The organism is Nocardioides bizhenqiangii, from assembly GCF_034661235.1.
In the GTDB taxonomy this organism is placed as follows: Bacteria; Actinomycetota; Actinomycetes; order Propionibacteriales; family Nocardioidaceae; genus Nocardioides; species Nocardioides bizhenqiangii.
Genome location: NZ_CP141059.1, coordinates 1,064,555 through 1,084,261, shown reverse-complemented (window position 1 = coordinate 1,084,261; position 19,707 = coordinate 1,064,555). Strand labels below are relative to the sequence as shown.

General features: G+C 65.6%; 17 protein-coding genes. 12 read left to right on the top strand and 5 right to left on the bottom strand.

Going from position 1 to position 19,707, the window contains the following annotated elements; translation table 11 throughout:
• The first annotated feature begins 60 nt into the window (after positions 1 to 60).
• Both SHK19_RS05355 and SHK19_RS05350 read left to right on the top strand, forming a co-directional pair.
• Entirely contained in the window at positions 61 to 585 is a 525-nt protein-coding gene (locus SHK19_RS05355; RefSeq protein WP_322938041.1) for a DUF4365 domain-containing protein, read from the top strand.
• On the top strand, positions 582 to 1,775 hold the full coding sequence (locus SHK19_RS05350) for a hypothetical protein (RefSeq protein WP_322938040.1): 1,194 nt from the start codon (positions 582 to 584) through the stop codon (positions 1,773 to 1,775). Before SHK19_RS05355 ends, SHK19_RS05350 begins: the two co-directional genes overlap by 4 nt.
• 38 nt (positions 1,776 to 1,813) lie before the next feature.
• On the opposite strand, the gene SHK19_RS05345 is transcribed toward SHK19_RS05350, so the two are convergent.
• The 3 genes from SHK19_RS05345 to SHK19_RS05335 form a co-directional block, all read right to left on the bottom strand.
• Positions 1,814 to 4,732: a DEAD/DEAH box helicase family protein gene (locus SHK19_RS05345; RefSeq protein ID WP_322938039.1), complete on the bottom strand. Its 2,919-nt coding sequence runs from the start codon at positions 4,730 to 4,732 to the stop codon at positions 1,814 to 1,816.
• Complete coding sequence (locus SHK19_RS05340) at positions 4,729 to 6,648, bottom strand: DNA methyltransferase (RefSeq protein WP_322938038.1); 1,920 nt, start codon at positions 6,646 to 6,648, stop codon at positions 4,729 to 4,731. The genes SHK19_RS05345 and SHK19_RS05340 overlap by 4 nt, the downstream gene beginning before the upstream one ends.
• Before the next feature lie 112 nt (positions 6,649 to 6,760).
• Positions 6,761 to 6,997, bottom strand: a complete 237-nt coding sequence (locus SHK19_RS05335) for a helix-turn-helix transcriptional regulator (protein ID WP_322938037.1) — start codon at positions 6,995 to 6,997, stop codon at positions 6,761 to 6,763.
• A 101-nt stretch (positions 6,998 to 7,098) separates the two neighbouring features.
• Between SHK19_RS05335 and SHK19_RS05330 the strand changes: the two genes are divergently transcribed.
• Positions 7,099 to 7,650: a hypothetical protein gene (locus tag SHK19_RS05330; RefSeq protein ID WP_322938036.1), complete on the top strand. Its 552-nt coding sequence runs from the start codon at positions 7,099 to 7,101 to the stop codon at positions 7,648 to 7,650.
• Positions 7,651 to 7,768: 118 nt separating this feature from the next.
• Positions 7,769 to 8,341, top strand: a complete 573-nt coding sequence (locus SHK19_RS05325; RefSeq protein ID WP_322938035.1) for a hypothetical protein — start codon at positions 7,769 to 7,771, stop codon at positions 8,339 to 8,341.
• Here SHK19_RS05325 and SHK19_RS05320 read toward each other — a convergent pair.
• On the bottom strand, positions 8,304 to 9,695 hold the full coding sequence (locus tag SHK19_RS05320; protein ID WP_322938034.1) for a hypothetical protein: 1,392 nt from the start codon (positions 9,693 to 9,695) through the stop codon (positions 8,304 to 8,306). The genes SHK19_RS05325 and SHK19_RS05320 overlap by 38 nt on opposite strands.
• A 144-nt stretch (positions 9,696 to 9,839) precedes the next feature.
• Between SHK19_RS05320 and SHK19_RS05315 the strand changes: the two genes are divergently transcribed.
• The 8 genes from SHK19_RS05315 to SHK19_RS05280 all read left to right on the top strand — a co-directional run bounded on the left by SHK19_RS05315 (position 9,840) and on the right by SHK19_RS05280 (position 17,889).
• Positions 9,840 to 10,166: a hypothetical protein gene (locus SHK19_RS05315; RefSeq protein ID WP_322938033.1), complete on the top strand. Its 327-nt coding sequence runs from the start codon at positions 9,840 to 9,842 to the stop codon at positions 10,164 to 10,166.
• Positions 10,167 to 10,179: 13 nt separating this feature from the next.
• Entirely contained in the window at positions 10,180 to 10,779 is a 600-nt protein-coding gene (locus SHK19_RS05310) for a GIY-YIG nuclease family protein (RefSeq protein WP_322938032.1), read from the top strand.
• 584 nt (positions 10,780 to 11,363) lie between these two features.
• Positions 11,364 to 11,579, top strand: a complete 216-nt coding sequence (locus SHK19_RS05305; RefSeq protein ID WP_322938031.1) for a hypothetical protein — start codon at positions 11,364 to 11,366, stop codon at positions 11,577 to 11,579.
• A 335-nt stretch (positions 11,580 to 11,914) separates the two neighbouring features.
• Positions 11,915 to 13,717, top strand: coding sequence for an AAA family ATPase (locus tag SHK19_RS05300; protein WP_405030458.1), 1,803 nt, complete (start codon positions 11,915 to 11,917; stop codon positions 13,715 to 13,717).
• A gap of 591 nt (positions 13,718 to 14,308) precedes the next feature.
• Complete coding sequence (locus tag SHK19_RS05295) at positions 14,309 to 14,674, top strand: hypothetical protein (RefSeq protein WP_322938029.1); 366 nt, start codon at positions 14,309 to 14,311, stop codon at positions 14,672 to 14,674.
• A gap of 664 nt (positions 14,675 to 15,338) precedes the next feature.
• Positions 15,339 to 15,647: a hypothetical protein gene (locus SHK19_RS05290; protein ID WP_322938028.1), complete on the top strand. Its 309-nt coding sequence runs from the start codon at positions 15,339 to 15,341 to the stop codon at positions 15,645 to 15,647.
• Between the two features lie 68 nt (positions 15,648 to 15,715).
• Positions 15,716 to 16,141, top strand: a complete 426-nt coding sequence (locus SHK19_RS05285; protein ID WP_322938027.1) for a hypothetical protein — start codon at positions 15,716 to 15,718, stop codon at positions 16,139 to 16,141.
• A complete protein-coding gene (locus SHK19_RS05280) occupies positions 16,138 to 17,889 on the top strand; it encodes a recombinase family protein (RefSeq protein WP_322938026.1) in 1,752 nt (583 codons plus the stop codon). Before SHK19_RS05285 ends, SHK19_RS05280 begins: the two co-directional genes overlap by 4 nt.
• A gap of 450 nt (positions 17,890 to 18,339) precedes the next feature.
• On the opposite strand, the gene SHK19_RS05275 is transcribed toward SHK19_RS05280, so the two are convergent.
• A complete protein-coding gene (locus tag SHK19_RS05275; RefSeq protein WP_322938025.1) occupies positions 18,340 to 19,635 on the bottom strand; it encodes a CpaF family protein in 1,296 nt (431 codons plus the stop codon).
• Positions 19,636 to 19,707 lie beyond the last annotated feature (72 nt).

Genomic DNA, 19,707 nt, shown 5'->3' with positions numbered 1-19,707 from the left:
AACCCCATCGCGTGCGCCTTCTGGCAACTAGCATCGCCGCAGTCGCGGGAGGGTAAAGAGTTGTCCGGTCTGATCAAGGTGGTCGAGCGCACCTTCACCGACGCCATGGAGCAACTCCAGGAAGGATATGTGTCGGCTGTCGCCGCGACCTGCGGGGTGTCAGCGCAGTGGACCAGCCGCGACAACCACAAGTACGACGTCGAGTTAGTCCGTCAGCCCGTCGCGTCGTCCGAAGAAATCTCGGTCAAGGCTCAACTCAAGAGCACAACAGGCATCTCCATGCCGACCGGAGCCACTCACCTCAGCTACCAGTTCAAAAGCCGCGCGGCATTTGACTCACTGGTGATGCCACGAGGGCTTCAGAAGCACATCTTGATCCTGATGGTGGTGCACAAGGACCAGAGCCGATGGACCTACACACACCACCGCGCGATGCTGCTGCGACACTGCTGCTACTGGCTGAACATGGAGGGCATGACCAGCGAGGCGGACAAGCCCACGGTGTCGGTACCTGCTGCCAATGTGTTCGATGCCGCCGCGCTCACCGGCATCCTGGATCGCATCGAGGGAGGACTCGCTCCGTGACCTCCCAACAGCCTGAGTCCGCGCTCCCCAGTCCCCGCCGTCTCATCCAGCTCCTTCGCGATTCCGGCTGGCAGCAGGTCAGTAGTCGGGGAGATCTGTACATCCGCTTCCGTCCACCCGGCGACGAACTCGGTCCTCGCATGCGGTCGCTGCTGGTCCCGCTCGAAACCGAGGCTCCTGACTTTCCGGAGTTGATGCGCGATGCCGTCGATGTGCTTCGGAACCTGCCGAGTGACTCGGCGGCGTTCACACTGCTCAGTCGGCTCACGACGTCTCCGACGGATCAGTTCGCCTTCGCTAAGGAGACTGCGGCGCCGAAAGGATGGATCCAGTGGGAGGAGGGAGAAACGTTAGTCGCGTCTGCACGCGGCTTGCTGGTCGCCGGGGCGAAGGGAGCGCGAGAGCGCCTCACGTACTTCGGCAACAAGTACGGCCGCTTTGCCAATCGCTTCCTTGACGAGGTGATGATGGGTCAGACAGAGGTCGGCAGCTATGTGGTCCGAGCCTACGTTCCGGTGAACGGTGCGATTCCGTTGCGCGGACGCAAAGATGCCGACGAGGCCGCGCTCTTCGGCGACACGGATGCGGTGGCAAGTCGCGAGGTCTCGCGAACCATCGTCGAATCGCTATCGTCAGCAACCGAAGCGATTGACCACTACCGAACAAGCAACAGCCTGTCAGCGTTCAAGTCCCCGGAACTAGCTCTCTCCTACGAGTCAGTGACCGCGATCAAGCGCATTGCTCAGAACTCCGACTACGCCAGCATCACGGTGACGTGGGAGCCAGACCCAGCTGAACTCCAGACGTACGAACAGGAGTTCACATTCGCGGCATCGGTCGTACCGGTGCTGGAACGCGCCGCGAACGAACTAGTGCGGCCTGAGCCTTCGCGCCGGGTCACCGCGAGCGGAACGGTCCACCTGCTGAGTCGGTCCGACGCTGGTGGTCCTGGAGTCATCGGCATAACGACGTTGTCGGGGCAGCCAGCGAACAAGCTCCGGGTGCACCTCGGCCAAGACGACTACCACCGCGCGCTCAATGCCCACGACCAGGGGAGCGTCGTTCAGGTGGCTGGCGACCTCGAGAAAGAGGGCAACCTCTCGTGGCTGTACCACGCTCAGATCACCGGAGTCATCGACGCCATCCAGGACCAGCCGGGCCGGGATGACCCGTCGAGCGGCCTGTTCTAATCCGTCACGCCCGGGCCGGTGCGTCGGCCCCTGCGGAGTCAGAAGATTGTGGTCTGGCCAGGATCGTCGGGACGACGAAGGCGCGCCATCTCCAAAGCTTCAGAGGCACGCATGCCCTTCGACTCCCAGCTCTTGACGAACTCCTCGCCCAGCAGCACGTACGACCACGAAACGTCCATGCGGTGGTGCGGCTCTAAAGTGTTGATCTGCTCGACCCACGTGAGCGCAGCGCGCTCCTTGCGCCGGACATTCTCATCGGAGAGCGCCGACTGGGCCTTCGTCTCTACCACATAGATAGCGTCCCCAGTTCGCACGATGAAGTCCGGCGAGTACTGGGCCGGCATTCCGTCCGCCTTCAAGTACGGGCGGCGCATCACATGGTGGCGGTGTTCATGGATCTTGCAGAACGCCTCAACCTTCGTGTCCTTCTCGACCCACTGAACGAACCGGCGCTCCAAGCCACCCTTGTACGTCGGGATCGGGAGCTTCGGATAGATGCATTTCCTGACCTCTAGGAATGAGGTCGATCGCACGGGGATCGTCTTGACCTCGGACAGCAAGATGTGGCGCACCTTGGCTTCGCTTGCCTTCACACTCTCCTGAAGCTCGGTAAGCCTTGTTGCAAACACCCCGGCGACGTGCTGCGCGACATCGTCGACCATGAGCACCCGCCAGTTCTCGTCCTGGTGGGGGTCGAACTCCTTGCCGAACAAGCGCCCGCGGATGTAGGCATCCAGCCAGCCCACCAGCAGGGGCCGGTGCGCTTGGAGAATCGGGAACTGACTCACTTCTTTGAACTTGGCTGCGCTCTTGGTGATATTGGCGCCGAGAGCGTGTGTGATGCGGTTGGTCATGCGGGACAGATAGTCGTTGTAGCCGGTTGCTGTCAGGATGCCGCCCTCGACCCGGTAGTCGCCGTACTGGGTGCCGCTCTGCTGATCGTGTGACGCGAACTGATCGCCCTTGCCGATCTGCCGGATCAGAAAGTCGATCGGGTACTTGCTAGGCGGCAAGACCATCGGGTCGAGGCTCGGGGCCTTCAACTCCTCGTCGGCGTCCCGCAGGATCACTGGAATCTCGAAGTCGAAGGCCTGATACCCCGGCTTGAGATCGACACTTTCCAGGTCACCGCGCGGGTTCGTCTCATCTGCGTCGTCGCCGACCGTTCCCGCCAGGCCCTCGGCGATCAGATCCTTATAGAACTCCTCGAACGCCGGATGCTCCACAACGAACAAGACGTCAAAATAGTTGTTTGGTTCCTGGCCGTTCGCGATGCGCTCGCGAGTCTCCTGCTTTAGCTCATCGATCGTCTCGTCGCCTCGCCACATCAGCCGCAGACCGCGGCCTACGGTCTGCTCCAGCAGGATCGAGGCCTGCGAGCTCCTGAGAGGGACGATCACGCAGATGTTCGACACGTCGAAGCCCTCGCGAAGCATGAGCACCGAGACGATCGCGCGCGGCGTTGAGTGTCGGTCGACATCAAACAGCCGCTCGCGAATCGGCTCCCAATCCTTAGCCGCCAGCTCGGCCTTCTTGCCAGAGTCCACCCGCAGTACGTCGTCGGCCCCCATCCCAGTCTCAACGAGGAAGTCCTCAACGAGCGGGGTGACGTTAGTGTCCTCGCAGATCACCAGGAGCTTTGGGTGCTTGTCTGGATCGGTCTTAGCGAACTGCTCTTCGAGGATGCGGAGCTTGGTCAGCCCGGCTTGAAGCATCACTCTCTGTCCCTGCGACAGCCCGACCACGTTGCCCGCGTCGTCACGCTCTGAACGGAAGTCGAGCGGCAGGGCCGCGACCTCCTTGCGCTTGTCGAGGGCGAGCGCCTTCACCAGGCCAGCCTTCATCGCGCTGGTTAGGTCGAAGTCCACCACAATGTGAGGGAAGTACTGCCTCCCCTTCTTCTTGCCACTGCCGACCTCGTTGTACGGGGTTGCGGAGAAGTCCACCTGGATGAACCTGTGGCCCTTCGGCGCTGCGATCTCCAGAAGACTCTTCTGCCACTCGACATCCGTGACCTCTCCCGCCGAGCGAACCTCGTGTATGTGGTGTGCCTCGTCGTTCAAGACCATGAGGTCGGGAAGATCGACTAGGAACTGCAACGGCCCACCACGTGCGAACCGCCGATCTAGCACGTCGAGCGAGTTGCCCTTGGACGTGCCTGGAGTAAGCGGAAAGAGGCTCTCCACGGCAGCCTTGCCGTCGATGTCGCTACCCGGAGCCTCGACGCCATCCTCGTCAAGGAAGTTTGGATCTTCGACGCCAGCGAGCAAGTGCCAGTTGGTGATGGCGACCATGCCCCCGCCCGTGACCTTCCGACCAATGTCAGTCTTGGTGACCACTGACGACTGAAGGAAGCCAAATATCGACTGACGGTAGTTGTCGGGGATGAATAGAGCCTGCTGTCGATGAATGTCACTCGTGGTGAAGTCACGGATGCCGTCGATGGTCTTGCCCTGGAAGGAATCGAGCAACCGGTCGTACACGATGAGACCAGGCGCGACGAGCAGGAAGTTGCTAGTGAAGCGCTCATCGTCAGGCGTCGCCTTCTTGTTGAGGTACTGCCAGACCAGGAGGGCGTTGAGCACCCAAGTCTTGCCGGTCCCGGTGGCCATCTTCGCCGCGTACTTCGGGTGTTGGTGACGGTCCCGGGTCACCTCGCCGAGGACCCCGCCATCGAGCATGGCGTTGGGCGCCACTGCCTGGTACAGCTCGCCCAGAGTCTTCGCGCCCACAACTTCATGGGCGTAGATGACATGCAGGATGGCTCTGCGCTGACCTTCGTGGAAGTTGAGGTCCCGTACGTCGCAGTAGTCCTGCTGAAACCAGAAGCGAAGCAACTCGGCCGTTGTTGCGGTGACCTGGCCGAGGAGCTCAGGCTCTAGGCCGGCTATCAGGTCCTCGACCTGCGGATCGACTTGCGCCGAAAGGCCAGCCGCAAGCGGGAACAACGCATTCACGGCAGATCCACGTCCTCAATGACGACCTCGGACTCGAAGCCGAACACGTCGACTGCCCGAACACACACCGTACGGGACCCGTCTTTCGGTGGAAGCTCGATCTGCGCCCTAGTGACCACGCGCAGCGGGTCGTTGTCGTTCTCGGTGTTGCCGCGGTAGTCCTGCCAAACCGAGCGGAACACCTGACCGTCATAGTCGGGATCGACCGCCCAGTATTCGATTAGCGCCAGCGGCTCACTGTTCATCACCTTCTGTAGCGCTTCACGGTTCTTCGCGTCGAGATTGATCGCGTCAGGCGAGAGCAGAAGGTAGTTGTCCAACACAACCCGGAGCACTTCGCCGTCCGGGGCGGCCAGCCTCTGCTCAACGGTGGCGCGAAGGTACTGCAGGCTTGAGAAGCGCACCTCACCCGCAATCTTGTCCGCACCCTTCTTCTTCAATCGGTCGAGAAGATCCGGCGGGATGACAAGCACCTCCAGGCGGTCGTCCGATAGTGCGCTGATGTCGTGACCTATTCCAGCCGAGAAGTTCCAGCCGAGGACGATGACCTTGTCGAACCCGCCCATCTTGGCGTCGCGGTAGCCCCGTGCTCGTCGGAGTGTCGAGACCGTCGTGAGCTTGGATGGGCTATCGGCGTACACAAGCGTTCGTGAGTGCGGAAGCCGTCCGAGGCTGCCGTTGACGTTCTCCTCAGGTGGGAGCGGCAGCGCTCCGAAGATGTCCAGCACAACGCGTGCCAGATCTCCAATGCGGAAGGACCGTCCGAGCGTTGACCGTGCCTGCTCCACCTGGTAGTCCCCGATGGCTTGGTACAAGAACGGCTGCGCGTTCAGATCTACCAGACGCTTGCGTGTCATCATCGCCGATGGCTTGCCAAGGTCGGTGGCGACCCACCGCCGCCCAAGGCGTTCAGCCACGGCCGCCGTCGTACCAGACCCGACGAAGAAGTCGGCGATGAGATCTCCCTCGTTGGAGGCAGACTCGATTACTCGCGCAAGAAGGGTCTCCGGCTTCTGGGTCGGATAGTTCAGTTTCTGAATCTTGTCGGCTGGCATGATGTAGGGCAGGCGCCAGACATCATCGAGCATGCGATGCGTGTCTTCGTAGTAGATCAAGTTTCCCTGCTCGTCGCGCGCCTGCTTCAGGGTCTTCGTCGCGGGGTCCCAAGCCCGCTTTTGCTGACGCTTCGGCTTGTCGCGCAGTTCGCGGATCACGTTGTAAACGGGATTGTTCAGCTTCTTATATGCGAATAGGACGTCGTGGTTCGATGCAAACCGACCGACGTTTCCTTGAAGCTTGTTGTAGTAGTGCCAAACAATCTCGTTGCGAAAGTTGTCCTTGCCGAAGATTTCGTCGAGGAGGATTTTCACGTAGTGACCAACGTGCCAGTCCGTGTGAACGACGATGCTCCCGCTGTCTGAGAGCAGTTCGCGCATCAGTGCGAGCCGCGGCGTCAGCATGCCCAGGAACGAGGCGCTTCCGTCCGCCCAGGTGTCGGAGTAGGCAAACTGCTCCAAGATATTTGGCTTCTGGTCGAGTGTTGCCCCGGGCAGGACGATCTTCGATCGATAGTCGGCCTTTGAGTCGAACGGCGGATCGATGTAGATGAGATCGATCTTCCCTCGCAAACTCGGAGTCTCATCGTTGCCAGCTAGGAGCGCCGCCATCGCAAGGAGATTGTCGCCGTAGATCAGCCGGTTCATGGCCCCGAAGCCGCCCGCCACTACACCTTCGGCTTCTGCCCTCGACTCCTCGGCGAACAGATCTGCACCGGAGGTGTCGCGGCCGGGGATCACAAGTTCGCGAGTCTGAAGCGAGACGCGGTGGTCGCCGTCGAGTTGCTCAAGAATCTGCGCGGCCTGGCGCTTGCCAGCGGCGACGATGTTGGGCAACTGCTCCAGCAGGGACTTGCTCACGTAGACCCTCCTCGCCAGCGAGGACCCTCCTCCCCGACATTCGGCGACTCTAACGAGGACACCAGACGCATGCTCGCGAACGCCCGAGAAGTACGCGGCTCAGCGCTGATTCTCAGTCGCTGCCTAGTGGCGCGAGCAGGTCCCCCAACGGCATGCCGAACGCCTGTGCCAGTCGGAACCACGTGTCGAGCGACCCGTTTGTCTGGCCGGTCTCGATGGAGATGAGCGTTCGTCGGGTGATGCCGGTCCGATCAGCCAACTCGTCGTAGGACCAGCCGTGTTCGTTCCGCAACCGCGAGAACTGGATCCGGAGCGCCTGAAAGTTGGGCTCTCGGATCGGGTTCGGCACGCCGTTCATCCCATCGGCGGCGAGTCCTCAGCGCAGTGAAGAGATCTTCACTATCGTGCAGGAACCTTCACCATGCCGACGGGAAGCGAGGTGGCGAGCCTATGGAAGCATTCGAGCAGTTCGTCTCGCTCGCCATGGAGACCGAGAACCTCATCGTCAGCGGCGGACACAAGTTCCCGGTCCGGTTGCAGACGCGCAAGACCATGCACGCCGAGTTCCAGACCCACGGCTTCGAAGTCGACCTGATCGGAGCCAGGGTCGACCGGCTCGTGCTCGCGAGCGTGAAGTCCTACTTCGGCTCGTACGGCGTTGCTTATCACCACCTCAACGGCGAATCGGCGCAGTACGCCAAGCGCTACACACTCCTCAACAACCTGCGTGTCCGCGACAGCGTCGTCCGGCAGGCAGCCGAGCGCTTCGGCTACGACGAGGGCCAGGTCGAAATGCGGTTGTACGTAGGCAAGTTCGCCAACGGCCATGAGAAACGCGTGCGCGAATGGTGTTCAGAGCAGCGCGTCGCGGGGAAGCCGATCGGCCTTGTTGCAGCTCGCGATGTCGTTCAGATCGTTCGGGCCGTGGCTTCCGAGACGCAGTATCGAGATGACGCGGTGCTTGCGACCATGAAGGTGCTTCAGGAGTCGGGCGCACTCTGACGAGTTCGTGAACAGCGGGGACGTGGGCACGCGACAATCAGCCGTGCCCACGTCTCCCGCCGTCGATTGGGACGTTCTGTGGTCCTCCACGGCTGCCCACCTCGACAAACATCGAGCGGTGGGCCTGCAGGACCTACTGACCGAAGACGTGCTGCGCTTCGCAGTGGTTCAGGAGCTCGTCACCGCGGGCGTAAGCCCGGCGCACATCGTGACCGAGTGGCGTCGCCCTGGCGTCCCGGATGCCGTGGACCTCGTGCTTTCGGAGCCGACCTGGACAGCGATCGAGTTCAAGTTCCCGCGCGAGCCGCGCGAGACCAATGCCGCGTGGACGCAGCACCTTGGCGAGGTGTTGAAGGACTTCTACCGGCTGACGACCATGCCGCCCGAGTTCGACGACCGCTGGTGCGTCCAACTGCTCTCCAACCGGATGCGCCGTTACCTCGATGGGGTCGCGGAGCGGCATCAGGTAACCCTCGGCGTCGCGCCAGGCGAGGCGACCGTCCTTGATCCTGACGTAGTTCGGGGGCTCCCCGGCACCGCTCTCAAGGCGCTATCACGCTGGACTCTCGACAGCGCTCCGACCGTCCATGCGCGATGCTCGCGGCTCATCGAATCGGAGACGATCTACGTCTGGTCGTCCACCGAGTGGCTGACTACCAGCCCGGCCCATAGGGCGACAGTCCGCGCATGAATGGCTTGAGAACTTCCCCTGTGAACTCTGGATCGGTCGGCATAGACAGGGACTGGTCGGTCGGATCAAGCTGGGAGCGGTAGTCCCGGATCCAGGCCAGCCACTCGGTCGCTGCCCGCTTCTCGCTTCCGTCTGGCAGACGCTCGACCTTTTCAGTCACGACGGCGAGGTAGGAGTCGACCTCCTCGGCCTGCCTCCACAGTTCGACCTGTCGACTCAGCACCCTCGCACGGTGCAGCCGCCGTGCTTGGACGATAGCCTCGTCGCGAACCTGTTCCCACTGTCGTTGACGCTCCTGCCGTTCGCGTTCGAGGCGCTGTGTCCGCTCTTCGGCAGCAGCCGCTCGCAGTTCCAACTCCTGCATTACGACGGGCAATCTGTTCTCGAGGTTGATCGTCTTCGTGTCCGAAAAGGCATCCTGGCGAACCGCCGACTCCCGGAGTAGGCGGATCTGCAGCCGACCTGATGGCACGTGGTCGTAGTCCGGGATGCGGGTCCACGAGTAGCGCTCCTTCTCCCGCAACTCATGTGCGGTTGGCTCATGGGGGACGCGATCCTTCAGTTCCTCGATGTCGACAACGTTTGGGTGTCCGTTGATTGTGACGTTGAGATAGCCCTTCGCATGGCGGTAGCCAGACTCGGCCTTGGGTGCGGTCACCTCGTAGTCGCGTGCCTGCGCTGATTTCGCGAGCGCATCCAGGATCCGCAGCGCACGGACACGCACGTCACGCCTTATCGTCAATCGTTCGCGATCCCCTCGGATCGCCTTCACCACTGGGTGCGGGTTGCGTAGCTGTTCCGAGACGTGGATCGGATCGAGCACGGCGGTCATCCACTCGGGTGGATCTTCGAGCCTGATAATCCGCTCGCTCCAGGCCTTGCCGCGCGTGACCTTGAGCAACTTCCCGCTAGGGACCTTGTTGTACCGCGTCGCCGACGACGCCAGACCTTCCCAGTAACCCTGGCGGTTGTTGTCGACCTCGACCGTTACTTCGCCGCCCGCCTTGATCAAGTCCGCGATCATCTGGTCAACAGGCCGTAGACCGGTGACCTTCGGTTGGGTTGACGGCTTCGCGGGCTTAGCCGCCGCAGTCGGGATCAACCGGGCCGGCGACTCGCGGCTAGCTGACCAATGTCCGGCCGGATACGCCCCGGTCGCAAGGAATTGGCGCCCGGCATCGGTCGGCTCCGCCCTCCATACGCCGCCCTTCTTCGACACCTTGACGAGTCGGCGACCTTGAAGTGCTACCGCCGTGGTCTTGTGTGTGGTTCCGGTCATGACCCCTTCGGGACAGCCGTCAACGATCCACTTGAGGACTTCCAGTTGTCGCGCATTTACGGTCCGCTCGGTCATGTGGACGATCTTCGCCGATGTCGCCAACGAGCGACGTCCTCTCACTAGCATCACAGGATGGCGAAGCCTACGAATCAACAAGTGCACCAAGCGGGCCGACATCTCGCCGTCGCACAAGCTCTCCTGCGAGGAGTGCCAGCCAAAGTGGTAGGACCGAGCACGTTCGTGGAGATCAACGGTCATAAGGCTCGCATCCTCGTCGCGGCCAAGGGCGCTTGGCAGATTGCGGACGTCGACCAGTTCACCTCTGACAACCTCGGCTTCTACCTGCTGGTCGACGTGACCGACGGCCTTCGTGAGTTCTACATCTGCCCGGGCGACAAGCTCCGTTCTGACGTGCGCAAGCGTCATGATGACTTCGTGGCCAGCAAGGGCGGGGTGCGACCGAAGAACCCCAACAGCAAGCACTCCGCGATCTACCCCGAGCAGGTTCGCAAGTGGCGCAACGGCTGGTCTCGAGTGAGCAAGTAGGAACTCGCCAGGCATGTCTCCAGCACCGCAACAGATCATCGACGCTGCGTTGTCGAGCCTTCTGACGGGTCGTCGTCACCGAATCAAGGAAGCGGAGGATCAGGTCCCGGACGCCGCTGGGCTCTACGCGGTGTACGGCTCGCAGGGTGTCTGGCGTCAACTCCAGCTTGGCTCCGCCGATAGCGACTTGCCTCTGTACGTCGGTAAAGCGGAGCGCAGCCTCGTCTCGCGTGACATCAAGACACACTTCGCGTCCGGCAGGACTGGATCGTCTACGCTCCGACGCTCGTTCGCCGCCCTCCTGCGTGAGGAACATGGCCTCCGAGGTGTGCCGAGGAATGTGAACAACCCCGAGCGACCCGCCAACTACGGTCTGTCGCCCGAGCATGACAATGCGCTGACGACTTGGATGCTCAATCATTTGCAGCTCGCTGTTTGGTCGAAGCCGGCTAACGTCGATCTGGACGCCGTCGAGACTTCGGTGCTTGGCGTCTTGCAGCCACCGATGAACCTCTCAAAGGTGTCCGCGCCGTCCCCCGTGCTGCGCACCGCTCGTCGCGTGATGGCAGACGATGTCCGCACGTGGGCTCGGGAGCGCGGGCTAGAACTTTGAACCGCCAGCGCCCTGCACACCCTGCACGGGATTGTGGACCGCTGAATCCGCATGCTTTCCTGGGTGGTGGCGGTGGCTCCTGGCAGAGGCTCCGATCCTGATTCCAAGACCCCGGTTCGGTAGCCCCGACCGGGGTCTTGGCCTGCGTGGTGGGGGCCCCCGGGGCGGGTCCAGATCGCCTTGCGGCGGATTCCGCCATCATGGTGTACTTGCGGCAGCAGCCACGCTCCGGCCCTGGCAGAGGGCGGAGTAGCCGACGGCGATCGGACTAAGGCAGAGGCGGCACGCAGGGCGGAGAGCTCAACTGCCTTGCCGGTGAACCTGCGGTGCGCACCCGGCTCGCGTCCTTCAAGTTCAGGACCGCCAATGTCATCTGCCAGCAACCGCGTCGCCGCGCACTTCGCGACGGAGACGCTGTCCACGTCCGATCACGACCGCCTTCTCCGTCTGCTATTTGACTCCCCCAATGCTCTCGATGTCAGCAGTGGGGAGGTGGGTGATGTAGGCACCCGCGCGGGAAGCCGATGCCGGGGCGGAGGTCTGGATCCTTCCCTCTGCCCCGGCTCGGTGCCAGGTGACGCGGCATGAGCGCTGACAAGTTCGCCAAGATCATCGACGCCGACTGGTTCGCCAACCATCCGAAAGCCCGCATCACTGTGCGCGCCATGATCCCTGGCGAGTTCGGGCCCGACGTGCACGAGCAGCTGACCGATCCGCCCTACATGGTGCTGGTGATCCGCGAGACCGTGCGTGTGCTGGTCCGTCCCCTCCTGTTCGACATGGAGGACGACGACCGGTGACCGAGCACCAGACATTCGCCCTACCGGAACCCGGCCAGAACGCGTCGATCGGATCTACTTCGCAGAGCAGTTCTCCCGCGAATCAGCACGCACGCGGCGGGCTCCGGGCCCGGCCACAGGGCACGAGGTCGCGGGAGACCCCCTCCCGCGTCGCGGAGACACCAGATCCTCCGCTGGGCTACGGACAGGCCGCGCCCCTGTACCTCGCGGTGGGATGGGTTGCGCCCATCCCAGTCCCAGAGGGCGGCAAGCGGCCCAACCTGTCGGGGTACCACGGCTACAACCGCAAGTACCCGAGTCCGAAGGTCGTCGGCAACTGGTGTCGAAGCAGGCCCTTGGCCAATCTCGTGCTTGTGCCGCAGGACGGCATCATCGGCATCGACGTTGACGCCTACGAACCGAAGGTCGGCGCGCAGACCTTGGCCGACGCGGAGAGCGAGAGTGGTCCGCTCCCCGCCTCCTGGCGCAGCACCAGCCGACCTAACGACCCGGTGTCGGGTATCCGGTGGTTCAAGACGCCGACTGGCCATTGCTGGCGCGACCTCGGCCTCGATGTCGAGGTCATCGCATGGCACCTCAGGTTTGCGGTGGTCTGGCCAAGCGTCGTCACACGGGACGGCTCCGGCCATCAGTACATCTGGTTCAACCCGTCCGGTGAGGTTGCCGACCGAGTGCCAACCCCGGACGAGTTCCCAGATCTGCCCGGTGCGTGGGTCGGACGTCTCGCACGATCAGAGGCAACTGGTCCGCCACCACCGGCAAAGCAGACCACCCCGCTCCGCGCCGAGACGGCATCGGGCGAAGCGACCGAGCGCGGGCGGCGGTGGGCCGAAGCCGGGCTTGAGCGCGAGATAGCACGCCTCGCGACAGCGAACGGGAGCCGCAACGACCAACTGAACGCGACCGCCTACAAGTTCGGCCGGCGGGTCGCTGGCGGCCTACTCGCCGAGGCGACCGTTCGAGAAGAACTCACAGAGGCCAGCAAGGCAAATGGGCTGTGGGCCGAGGACGGCCAACGCGCCGTGCTCGCAACGATCGAATCAGGGATGGGACGAGGGATGCTGCTACCGGTCTACGGGCCAAAGGACGCGTCGAGTCGGACAGTGGCGTCGACAGACGCTTGGGACGACGTGGACCTGGGCGACCTGCTGGTCAAGGAGCCCGAGCCGATCCCTCGGTTTGGCAAGGGTGGCTTGATCTACGAGGGCTCACTGACGTGGTTCTACGGCGACCCGTCAAGCGGCAAGAGCGTGCTCTGCTACGGCTGGGCGATGGACGTCATCCGCGAGAACGGGCACGTGCTGCTGGTTGACGAGGAGACAACGGCCCGAGACGTGGCCGCCAAGTTCCGCGCACTCGGCTTGCGTCCTGAGCATCGCGCACGGCTCCACTATTTGCAGCCGTCCGGGCGGAACCTCCTGCGCGACGCCGACCGGCTGGTGGAGAAGGTGGCAGCGACCGGTGCCCGTCTGGTGATCGTGGATTCGGCGTCCCTACACCTGACGCTGGCTGGCAGGAAGGAGAACGACAACGGCGACGTTGCCGACTTCATCGCCAGGGCGCTGCTGCCGGTCGCTCGGATGCGACACCACCCGGCAGTCGTCGTGATCGACCACGTGGTCAAGTCCGATGAGGGTCGCAGGTGGGCGCGTGGGGCCGGATCAAAGATCAGCGCCGCAGACTCCGCGTTCGGAATCGAGGTCAAGGAGCCGTTCAGCAAGCAACGGTCCGGGACGCTCCTGATCACTTGCCACAAGGACAGGTTCGGCGAGATGACGCAAGGCGATGTCTGGAAGGTCGAGGTCACGTCGGGCGGCGGCAGGCTGGAGCTTGACTTCACCGGCATCGAGCGCGACGAGGCCGCCGCGATGGCTGCTCGCGCCGCCAAGGGCCCGAGCCCGACGAAGGACGCAGAGACGCTGCGGCAGATCTTGGAGTTCGTCCGGGCCAACCCCGGGGTCGGATCGCGCTCTGTCCGGCGCTGCGTGACAGGCGTCGGCTCCGCGGCCGTCGACCGCCTTGTCGAGCGGGCGCAGGTGGCGGGCGAGCTCCGGGTGGTCATCAAGGGCAACACCCACGAGCACTTCGTGATCGACCAGCCCACGCTACCGAGCACCAGCCCAGAGGAGGCGTCATGATCGCAAAACGCGGATTGTGCCCAGCGTGCCGAGCACGTGCCGAGCACACCGGGCACACGTGCCGTGCCGTGCCGCGCCCGGAGGGCGGGCACGGGGCACGGCCCTGGGCACGCTTCAAAGGTTGTGCGTCGGAGAGCACCGGGACGCGGAGCAGGCGGACCCCGCTCCCGCCCGCTCGTCTGGGGAGACAGTTTCACGCGACACGAACCTCCGCGCGCGAAGCAGGAAGTTCGCTGTCATGACTTGGGCCGAAGACCACTGGCACGAGATCTTGAGGCTGCCGCTTGGTCCGCCAAAGCAGCCTTGCGCCGTGCCGGGCTGCGACCGCGAGAAGCGAGCAAAGGGCTTGTGCCTGCTGCACTACAAGGCAGCTCGCCTTCGCTTCGACCCCGCATGGCGTGAGCGTGAGCGAGCACGTCGTCGGGCGTCATGAGAGCGCGGATCCGGTGGCTCGCTCCTGGGTCTCAGGGGGCAGGCACCGCCCTCCGCGGGGTCGCACGACACGCCGTCCGAGGGACGGACCAATGACTTATGAAGGCGGCCTTTTGCGTGTTTTGATGGGGTTTTTTTCCTTCCAGCCAGGAGCCCGTCATGAACCCCGTTTCCGCCCCCGTCCCGCCCGCCGCCGTACGCCGTCGCATCGCGTCCGCCGCCGCCGTCCGCGCCGCCGCCGGGGCCCCGCGCACCCCCGCGCTTGCCGTCCTCGTGGCCCGTGCGGACGCCGCCGCCGCTTCGGCCTTCGCTGCCGCGTCGGAGGCCCCCGCCGCCGGAGGACGCGCACGCCGGGCTTGGGCCTCCGCGTGCCGCGCAGCCGAGCAGGCCGCGAACACCGCGCACGCCGCGCAGCCCGGCTTCACGCACCCCGCGGACCCCGCCCCGGAAGGCCCGCTTGCGGACGGCGCTGTCGCGTCCTTCCTCCGTGCGACGGAGGCCGAAGCAGCGGAGGCCCGGGCGTGAGCCCGGCTCCCGCCGCGCCCGGCCCGCGTAGGCCCGTGGGCGTCGGCCTGCTCGCCCTCGCCCTTTCGCGGGCTCGGTCTGGTCGGGCCGCGCGCCTCGCCCCCTCGGCGTCGGCGCCTCGCCTCTCGCCCCGGTGCCTCTCGCTGCTCGCCTCTGGCTCCCGCGCCGGTCGCCTCTCGGTCCGTCGCCTGTCGGCCTCTCGCCTGGGGGCGCCGCGGGTGGCTGGCCCGTTTGCCCCTCTCCCCTCGGCCCCGCGGGCGTGTGGCCTCTCGCCTTCTGCGCCCTCGCCCTCCGCCTCTGGCCGTTCGGGGTCGGCCTCCCCTGCCCTCGCCTCGCCCCGCTCCCCTGCCCTCGCCCCCTCGCACGCTCGGGTTCGTCCCCTCGCCTCTCGTCCCCTCGCCTCTCGTCCCCTCGCCTCTCGCCCCCTCGCCTCTCGTCCCCTTGGCCCGCTGCCGTGTGGCCCTCGCCCTCGGCCCCCTCGCCCCTCGCCCTCTCGCCCGGTGCCCTCGCCCGTGGGCGTCGTCGGGTCGGGTGGCTCGCCTCTCGCTCCCGCCGGGTCCGCCCCTCGGTCCCCGGTCCTGTCCTCTCGGCGCTCTGCCGCCGTCCTCTCGGGCCTCCCGGCCCGAACCGCCCAACCCAACCCGCACACCAAGGAGAACCCAGCATGACGACCAGCAAGCCCACCCGCGCCAAGGCCGCACGGACCCCCGCCCCAACCCCCGAGCCCGAGGCGCGCGCCTGCGGCTGCGGCTGCGGGGCGGCCGTCTCGCCTCGCGCCTCGTTCCGCCCCGGCCACGACGCGAGACACGCAGGCGCGACCGGCCGCGCGCTCGCCGCCAACCCGAAGGACAAAGCCGCGCTTGCCGCTCTCGCCGGGATGAGCGAGGCGCTGCAGGCAAAGGCCGAGCGCGTCCGGGCCAACGCCGAGGCGAAGGCGCAGAGGGCGAAGGCCGAGGCCGAGAGCGCGGCTTGACGCCGCCCAGCAGACAACCCAGAGGCCGGGGCGGGAGACCGCCCCGGCCCAGACCCGCAGGAGAAGCCATGAAGACACCCCCCGGTTCGGACGTCTCCGAGCGCTCAAGCCAGGCCAGATACCCCGCGTCTACCGTTCCCGACCCTTCCCGTTTTGGGCTTGCCTCAGAGTCAAGAACGACGGTCGATCTGCGTCCGCTGTTCTGTACCTGCGGCTGCGGCACTCCGGGCCCGTTGCAGCGGATGTTCGTGCCGGGCCATAACCAGCGACTGCGGGGCGCACTGACCCGCGCCTACCGTCGCGCGCAGCTGGTGCGAGTCGTGCAGGCCCTCGGCGAACCCCAACTCGCTGCTGCGCCTGCCGTTGCAGAGATGCTCGGCCCAGAGTGGCTCGCCTGGGTCGCGCCGAACGTCGAGGTCCTGCGGGCCGCAGACGGCTACCGCGACCCGCTAGAAGTCGCCGCCAATGAGTTCGAGAACCGGGCCGCGCGATGACCGGCCAACTGTTGCGCGCGGCGACCTACCGGCGCGTCTCCACAGAGGAACAGGTCGAGGGCTTCTCGCTCGACGAGCAGACGCACGACACACGCGAACTCATTGCCAAGCGCGGCTGGACCATCGACCCCGCGCATGAGTACGTCGATGAGGGCATCAGCGGAACGAACCCGAACCGCCCCGGTTGGCGAGCGATGCTGGCCGCTGCTCAGCGCCGCGAGTTCGACGTGCTGGTCGTCAAGAAGTTGGATCGGTTCGCCCGTACCGCACGGCATGGACTGACCGAAGTTCAGAACCTCCTTGAGGCCGGGGTCGCGGTCGTCTCCGTCAAGGACCCGCTGCCTGACCTAACGACCTCGATGGGCCGGGCGATGCTCGGCGTCTCGTTCGTGTTCGCGGAGTTGGAACGCGACACCATCGCAGAGCGCGTTGCCGGGTCGATGCGCCAAATGGCGCGGCAAGGCCGCTGGCCGGGCGGGACCGCCCCCTACGGCTGGAAGATCGAGGGCAAGGGAAAGAAGCAGACCGGCACCGCCAACGACGTCAAGCTTGTTCCTGACCCAGAGGAGCGCGAAGTGATCCGATTGTGTGTCGAGACCGTCCTGAACGGCCGCTCGACTGCGGACGCCGCGAACCTGCTGAACTCGCTCGGCCACCGGGGACGCGGCACCGCTGGTCGGCCAGGTGCGTTGTGGAAGCACCAACGGGTCCGCGAGATGCTGCGAAAGCGTGCTCTCGTAGGCGAGACCTATTGGGGCCAGGAGACACGCAAGTCGCAGAAGCGCCCGGACGGCAGTGCCTCTCGGGTCACCCGGATGGAGGGTGGCAAGCCGAAGTACGGAGATGCAGTGCTCATTAAGCTCCCAGATCCACCTCTCGACACCGAGACTTTCGAAGCCGTTCAGCGGGCGCTCGACGCGACCGCGTACGGGGTGAAATCTGACGCCAAGACCTACCCCAACCGAGGTGCTGCGACCATCTGCGGCGGGACGCTCGGCGGCATCAGCAGCCCGGAACGCGCACGGCAATACAGATGCAGCAACCGCAAGTGGCGCGCCACTGATTACCAGCCGTGCACCTGCGTTCGGTTCAACGCCGATGCGCTCGACTCCGCCATATGGCGGGCGGTCTGCGAGGCACTGTCAGACCCCGACCGGCTACTCGGACTGGCGTCCGACTACCTCAACCTGCGGGCTGATGTCGCGCCTGCCGAAGCCGCGACGCTGGGCTCGCTGGACGCCAAGATCTCCACGCTGGAGCGCAACAAGACCGACAAGGTGGCCGAATGCCTCAGGATCGGGCTGGATGCCAACGTGCTCGCCTCGGCTGTAGAGCAGATCGACGCTGAGATTGAAGCGCTGCGGGCCTACCGGGCGACGATGGAGCAGCACCGCGAGGTGGAACAGGCCGAAGAGTCGCGGGTTTCTGCACTGACCCGACTGGCCGAGCAGGCGCGGACCAACCTGCCGCACTTCGACCTCGACCAACAGGCCGAGGTGCTGCGCCTGCTGCGCGTCCGGGTGACCCTGCTCGACGACACCAAGTACCCCGGACTGCGTGTCGAGGGAGTCGTCCCTGGAGGCGGGCTTGCCGACCTTGACAGCCTGCGACCCATCTCGGGGAGCGGGTCGCCACCGCCGACCTCTCGAGCGATCCGCAGGCCCTCGATCACGCGGTCCCCGACGGGATCGCCGAGCCGGTCCTTGAGCCGGTCGAGGCAGTCCCCGAACCGGCCCGACACCTGGTAGTCGAGGGCGAACGCCTCGAACGCCGGACGCAGCGGCTCCGGCCCGCGGACTGCCAGCGCGGCGACCGCGTCGGGCAGCGACATCCCGGCCCGCACCGCGGAGGTCAGGTCGTCGACGGCCTCGGGCCAGACCTCGGCGAACTCGCGCCGCCGCCGACGTACCCGGCCGACGACCACCGCGATCGGGAGGTAGGCCGCCAGCCCACCCACCACGACCGCCAGCGGAGCGGTGCGCGAGACCACGAGCACGACCACGCAGACGATCCCGCCGACGGCGCAGCACAAGAGCAGCATCGACCGCGGCGCCACCCCGCCCATGCCGGCCTCCCCCAGCATCTGCTCGAGACGCCCTGCCTTCGGGGTCTCCGGCCGAGGCGCCCGGGGTGTCGCGAATGCGGACCAGATCAGCAGGGCTCCGAGCCCGAACCCCAGACCGACCAGCGCACCCATGTCACTCTGCTTCGTGGAGGAGACGTCGTACGTCGATGCCCACGCGCTCGTACTGCTCGACTCGCGGGGCCATCCCGATGCCCCGCCGCAGCTGACCGTCGCGGAGCTCGAACACGGGCTCGGACTCGATGATGTCCTGCTCGATCCGGCCGGGCACGGCGACGATCTCGGTGACCCGGCGGGCACCGCGGTGATCGACCTCGAGGTGGACGACCAGATCGACCGACGATGCGACCGTCGGCACCACGAACCGCGCCGAGATGTTCTCGCCCGCGAGCAGCGGCAGCGTGCACGCCTTCGTCAGCGCCTCCCGCGCGCTGTTGGCGTGGATCGTGCAGAGGCCGGGCAATCCGCTGTTGAGCGCGAGCAGGAGGTCGAGCGCCTCCTCCGCGCGGACCTCGCCCACGATGATCCGGCTCGGCCGCATGCGGAGCGACTCCTTGATCAGGTCGCGCAGCCGGATCTCGCCGGTGCCCTCGAGCCCGTTCTGCCTCGTCTGAAGCGCAACCCAGTCAGGATGGGGAAAGCGGATCTCGAAGACCTCCTCGACCGAGATCACCCGCTCCCCACCGGGGATCGCCGCCGCGAGGCAGTTCAGCATCGTCGTCTTCCCGGCCTGGGTGCCGCCGCTGACCAGGATGTTCAGCCCCACCCGGACGGAGGCCTCGAGGAAGAGCGCGGCCGACGGCGTCAGGCTCTGGAGGTCCACCAGCTCCGACAACCGAGAGGCGCGGACCACGAACTTACGGATGTTGACGGCCGAGAAACCCCGGCTGATGCCTTGGAGCACGACGTGGAGCCGGTGCCCCTGCGGGAGCATCGCGTCGACGAACGGACGACTCAGGTCGACCCGGCGACCGGTGGTCTTGAGCATCCGCTCGACCAGCTCGGCGACCTGGGCGTCGGTGAGCATCAGGTTGGTCAGCTCGTGCCGACCGTTGCGGGCGACGAAGACCCGGTCCGGCGTGTTGATCCACACCTCCTCGACGGTCGGGTCGTCGAGCAGCGGCTGCAGCGGACCGAAGCCGGAAACGCGGGCGACCAGCTCGGCCACCATGCCGTCGACGTCGGCCACAGGTGCGACCATTCCGGTCAGGCTGCGGTCGTCGTGGTCGCGGACCAGGGTCTCCGCGAGCCGTCGTACGGCGGCAACCTCGCGCTGCGGGTCGAGGCCGTCGCGTCGGACGGCGGCACGCAACGCCTCGTCGAGATGGCCCACCACGTCGTCCTGCGTGCGCAGCACCGCGACTCGACGCTCGGGCACGGCGGACGGTGGCGGCTGGGTGGGCTGCAGCATGGCCAAGACGACTCTCCCGAGAATGAGATCCGGCGGCTCCTGAACGTTAGAGGACAGAGCCGCCGAACGCGA

Bases quoted from the DNA above. Each gene is read 5' to 3' on its own strand.
- SHK19_RS05330 (WP_322938036.1), top strand. From the start codon at position 7,099: ATGGAAGCATTCGAGCAGTTCGTCTCGCTCGCCATGGAGACCGAGAAC.
- SHK19_RS05320 (WP_322938034.1), bottom strand. From the start codon at position 9,695: ATGACCGAGCGGACCGTAAATGCGCGACAACTGGAAGTCCTCAAGTGG.
- SHK19_RS05310 (WP_322938032.1), top strand. From the start codon at position 10,180: ATGTCTCCAGCACCGCAACAGATCATCGACGCTGCGTTGTCGAGCCTT.
- SHK19_RS05305 (WP_322938031.1), top strand. From the start codon at position 11,364: ATGAGCGCTGACAAGTTCGCCAAGATCATCGACGCCGACTGGTTCGCC.
- SHK19_RS05295 (WP_322938029.1), top strand. From the start codon at position 14,309: ATGAACCCCGTTTCCGCCCCCGTCCCGCCCGCCGCCGTACGCCGTCGC.
- SHK19_RS05290 (WP_322938028.1), top strand. From the start codon at position 15,339: ATGACGACCAGCAAGCCCACCCGCGCCAAGGCCGCACGGACCCCCGCC.
- SHK19_RS05285 (WP_322938027.1), top strand. From the start codon at position 15,716: ATGAAGACACCCCCCGGTTCGGACGTCTCCGAGCGCTCAAGCCAGGCC.
- SHK19_RS05280 (WP_322938026.1), top strand. From the start codon at position 16,138: ATGACCGGCCAACTGTTGCGCGCGGCGACCTACCGGCGCGTCTCCACA.
- SHK19_RS05275 (WP_322938025.1), bottom strand. From the start codon at position 19,635: ATGCTGCAGCCCACCCAGCCGCCACCGTCCGCCGTGCCCGAGCGTCGA.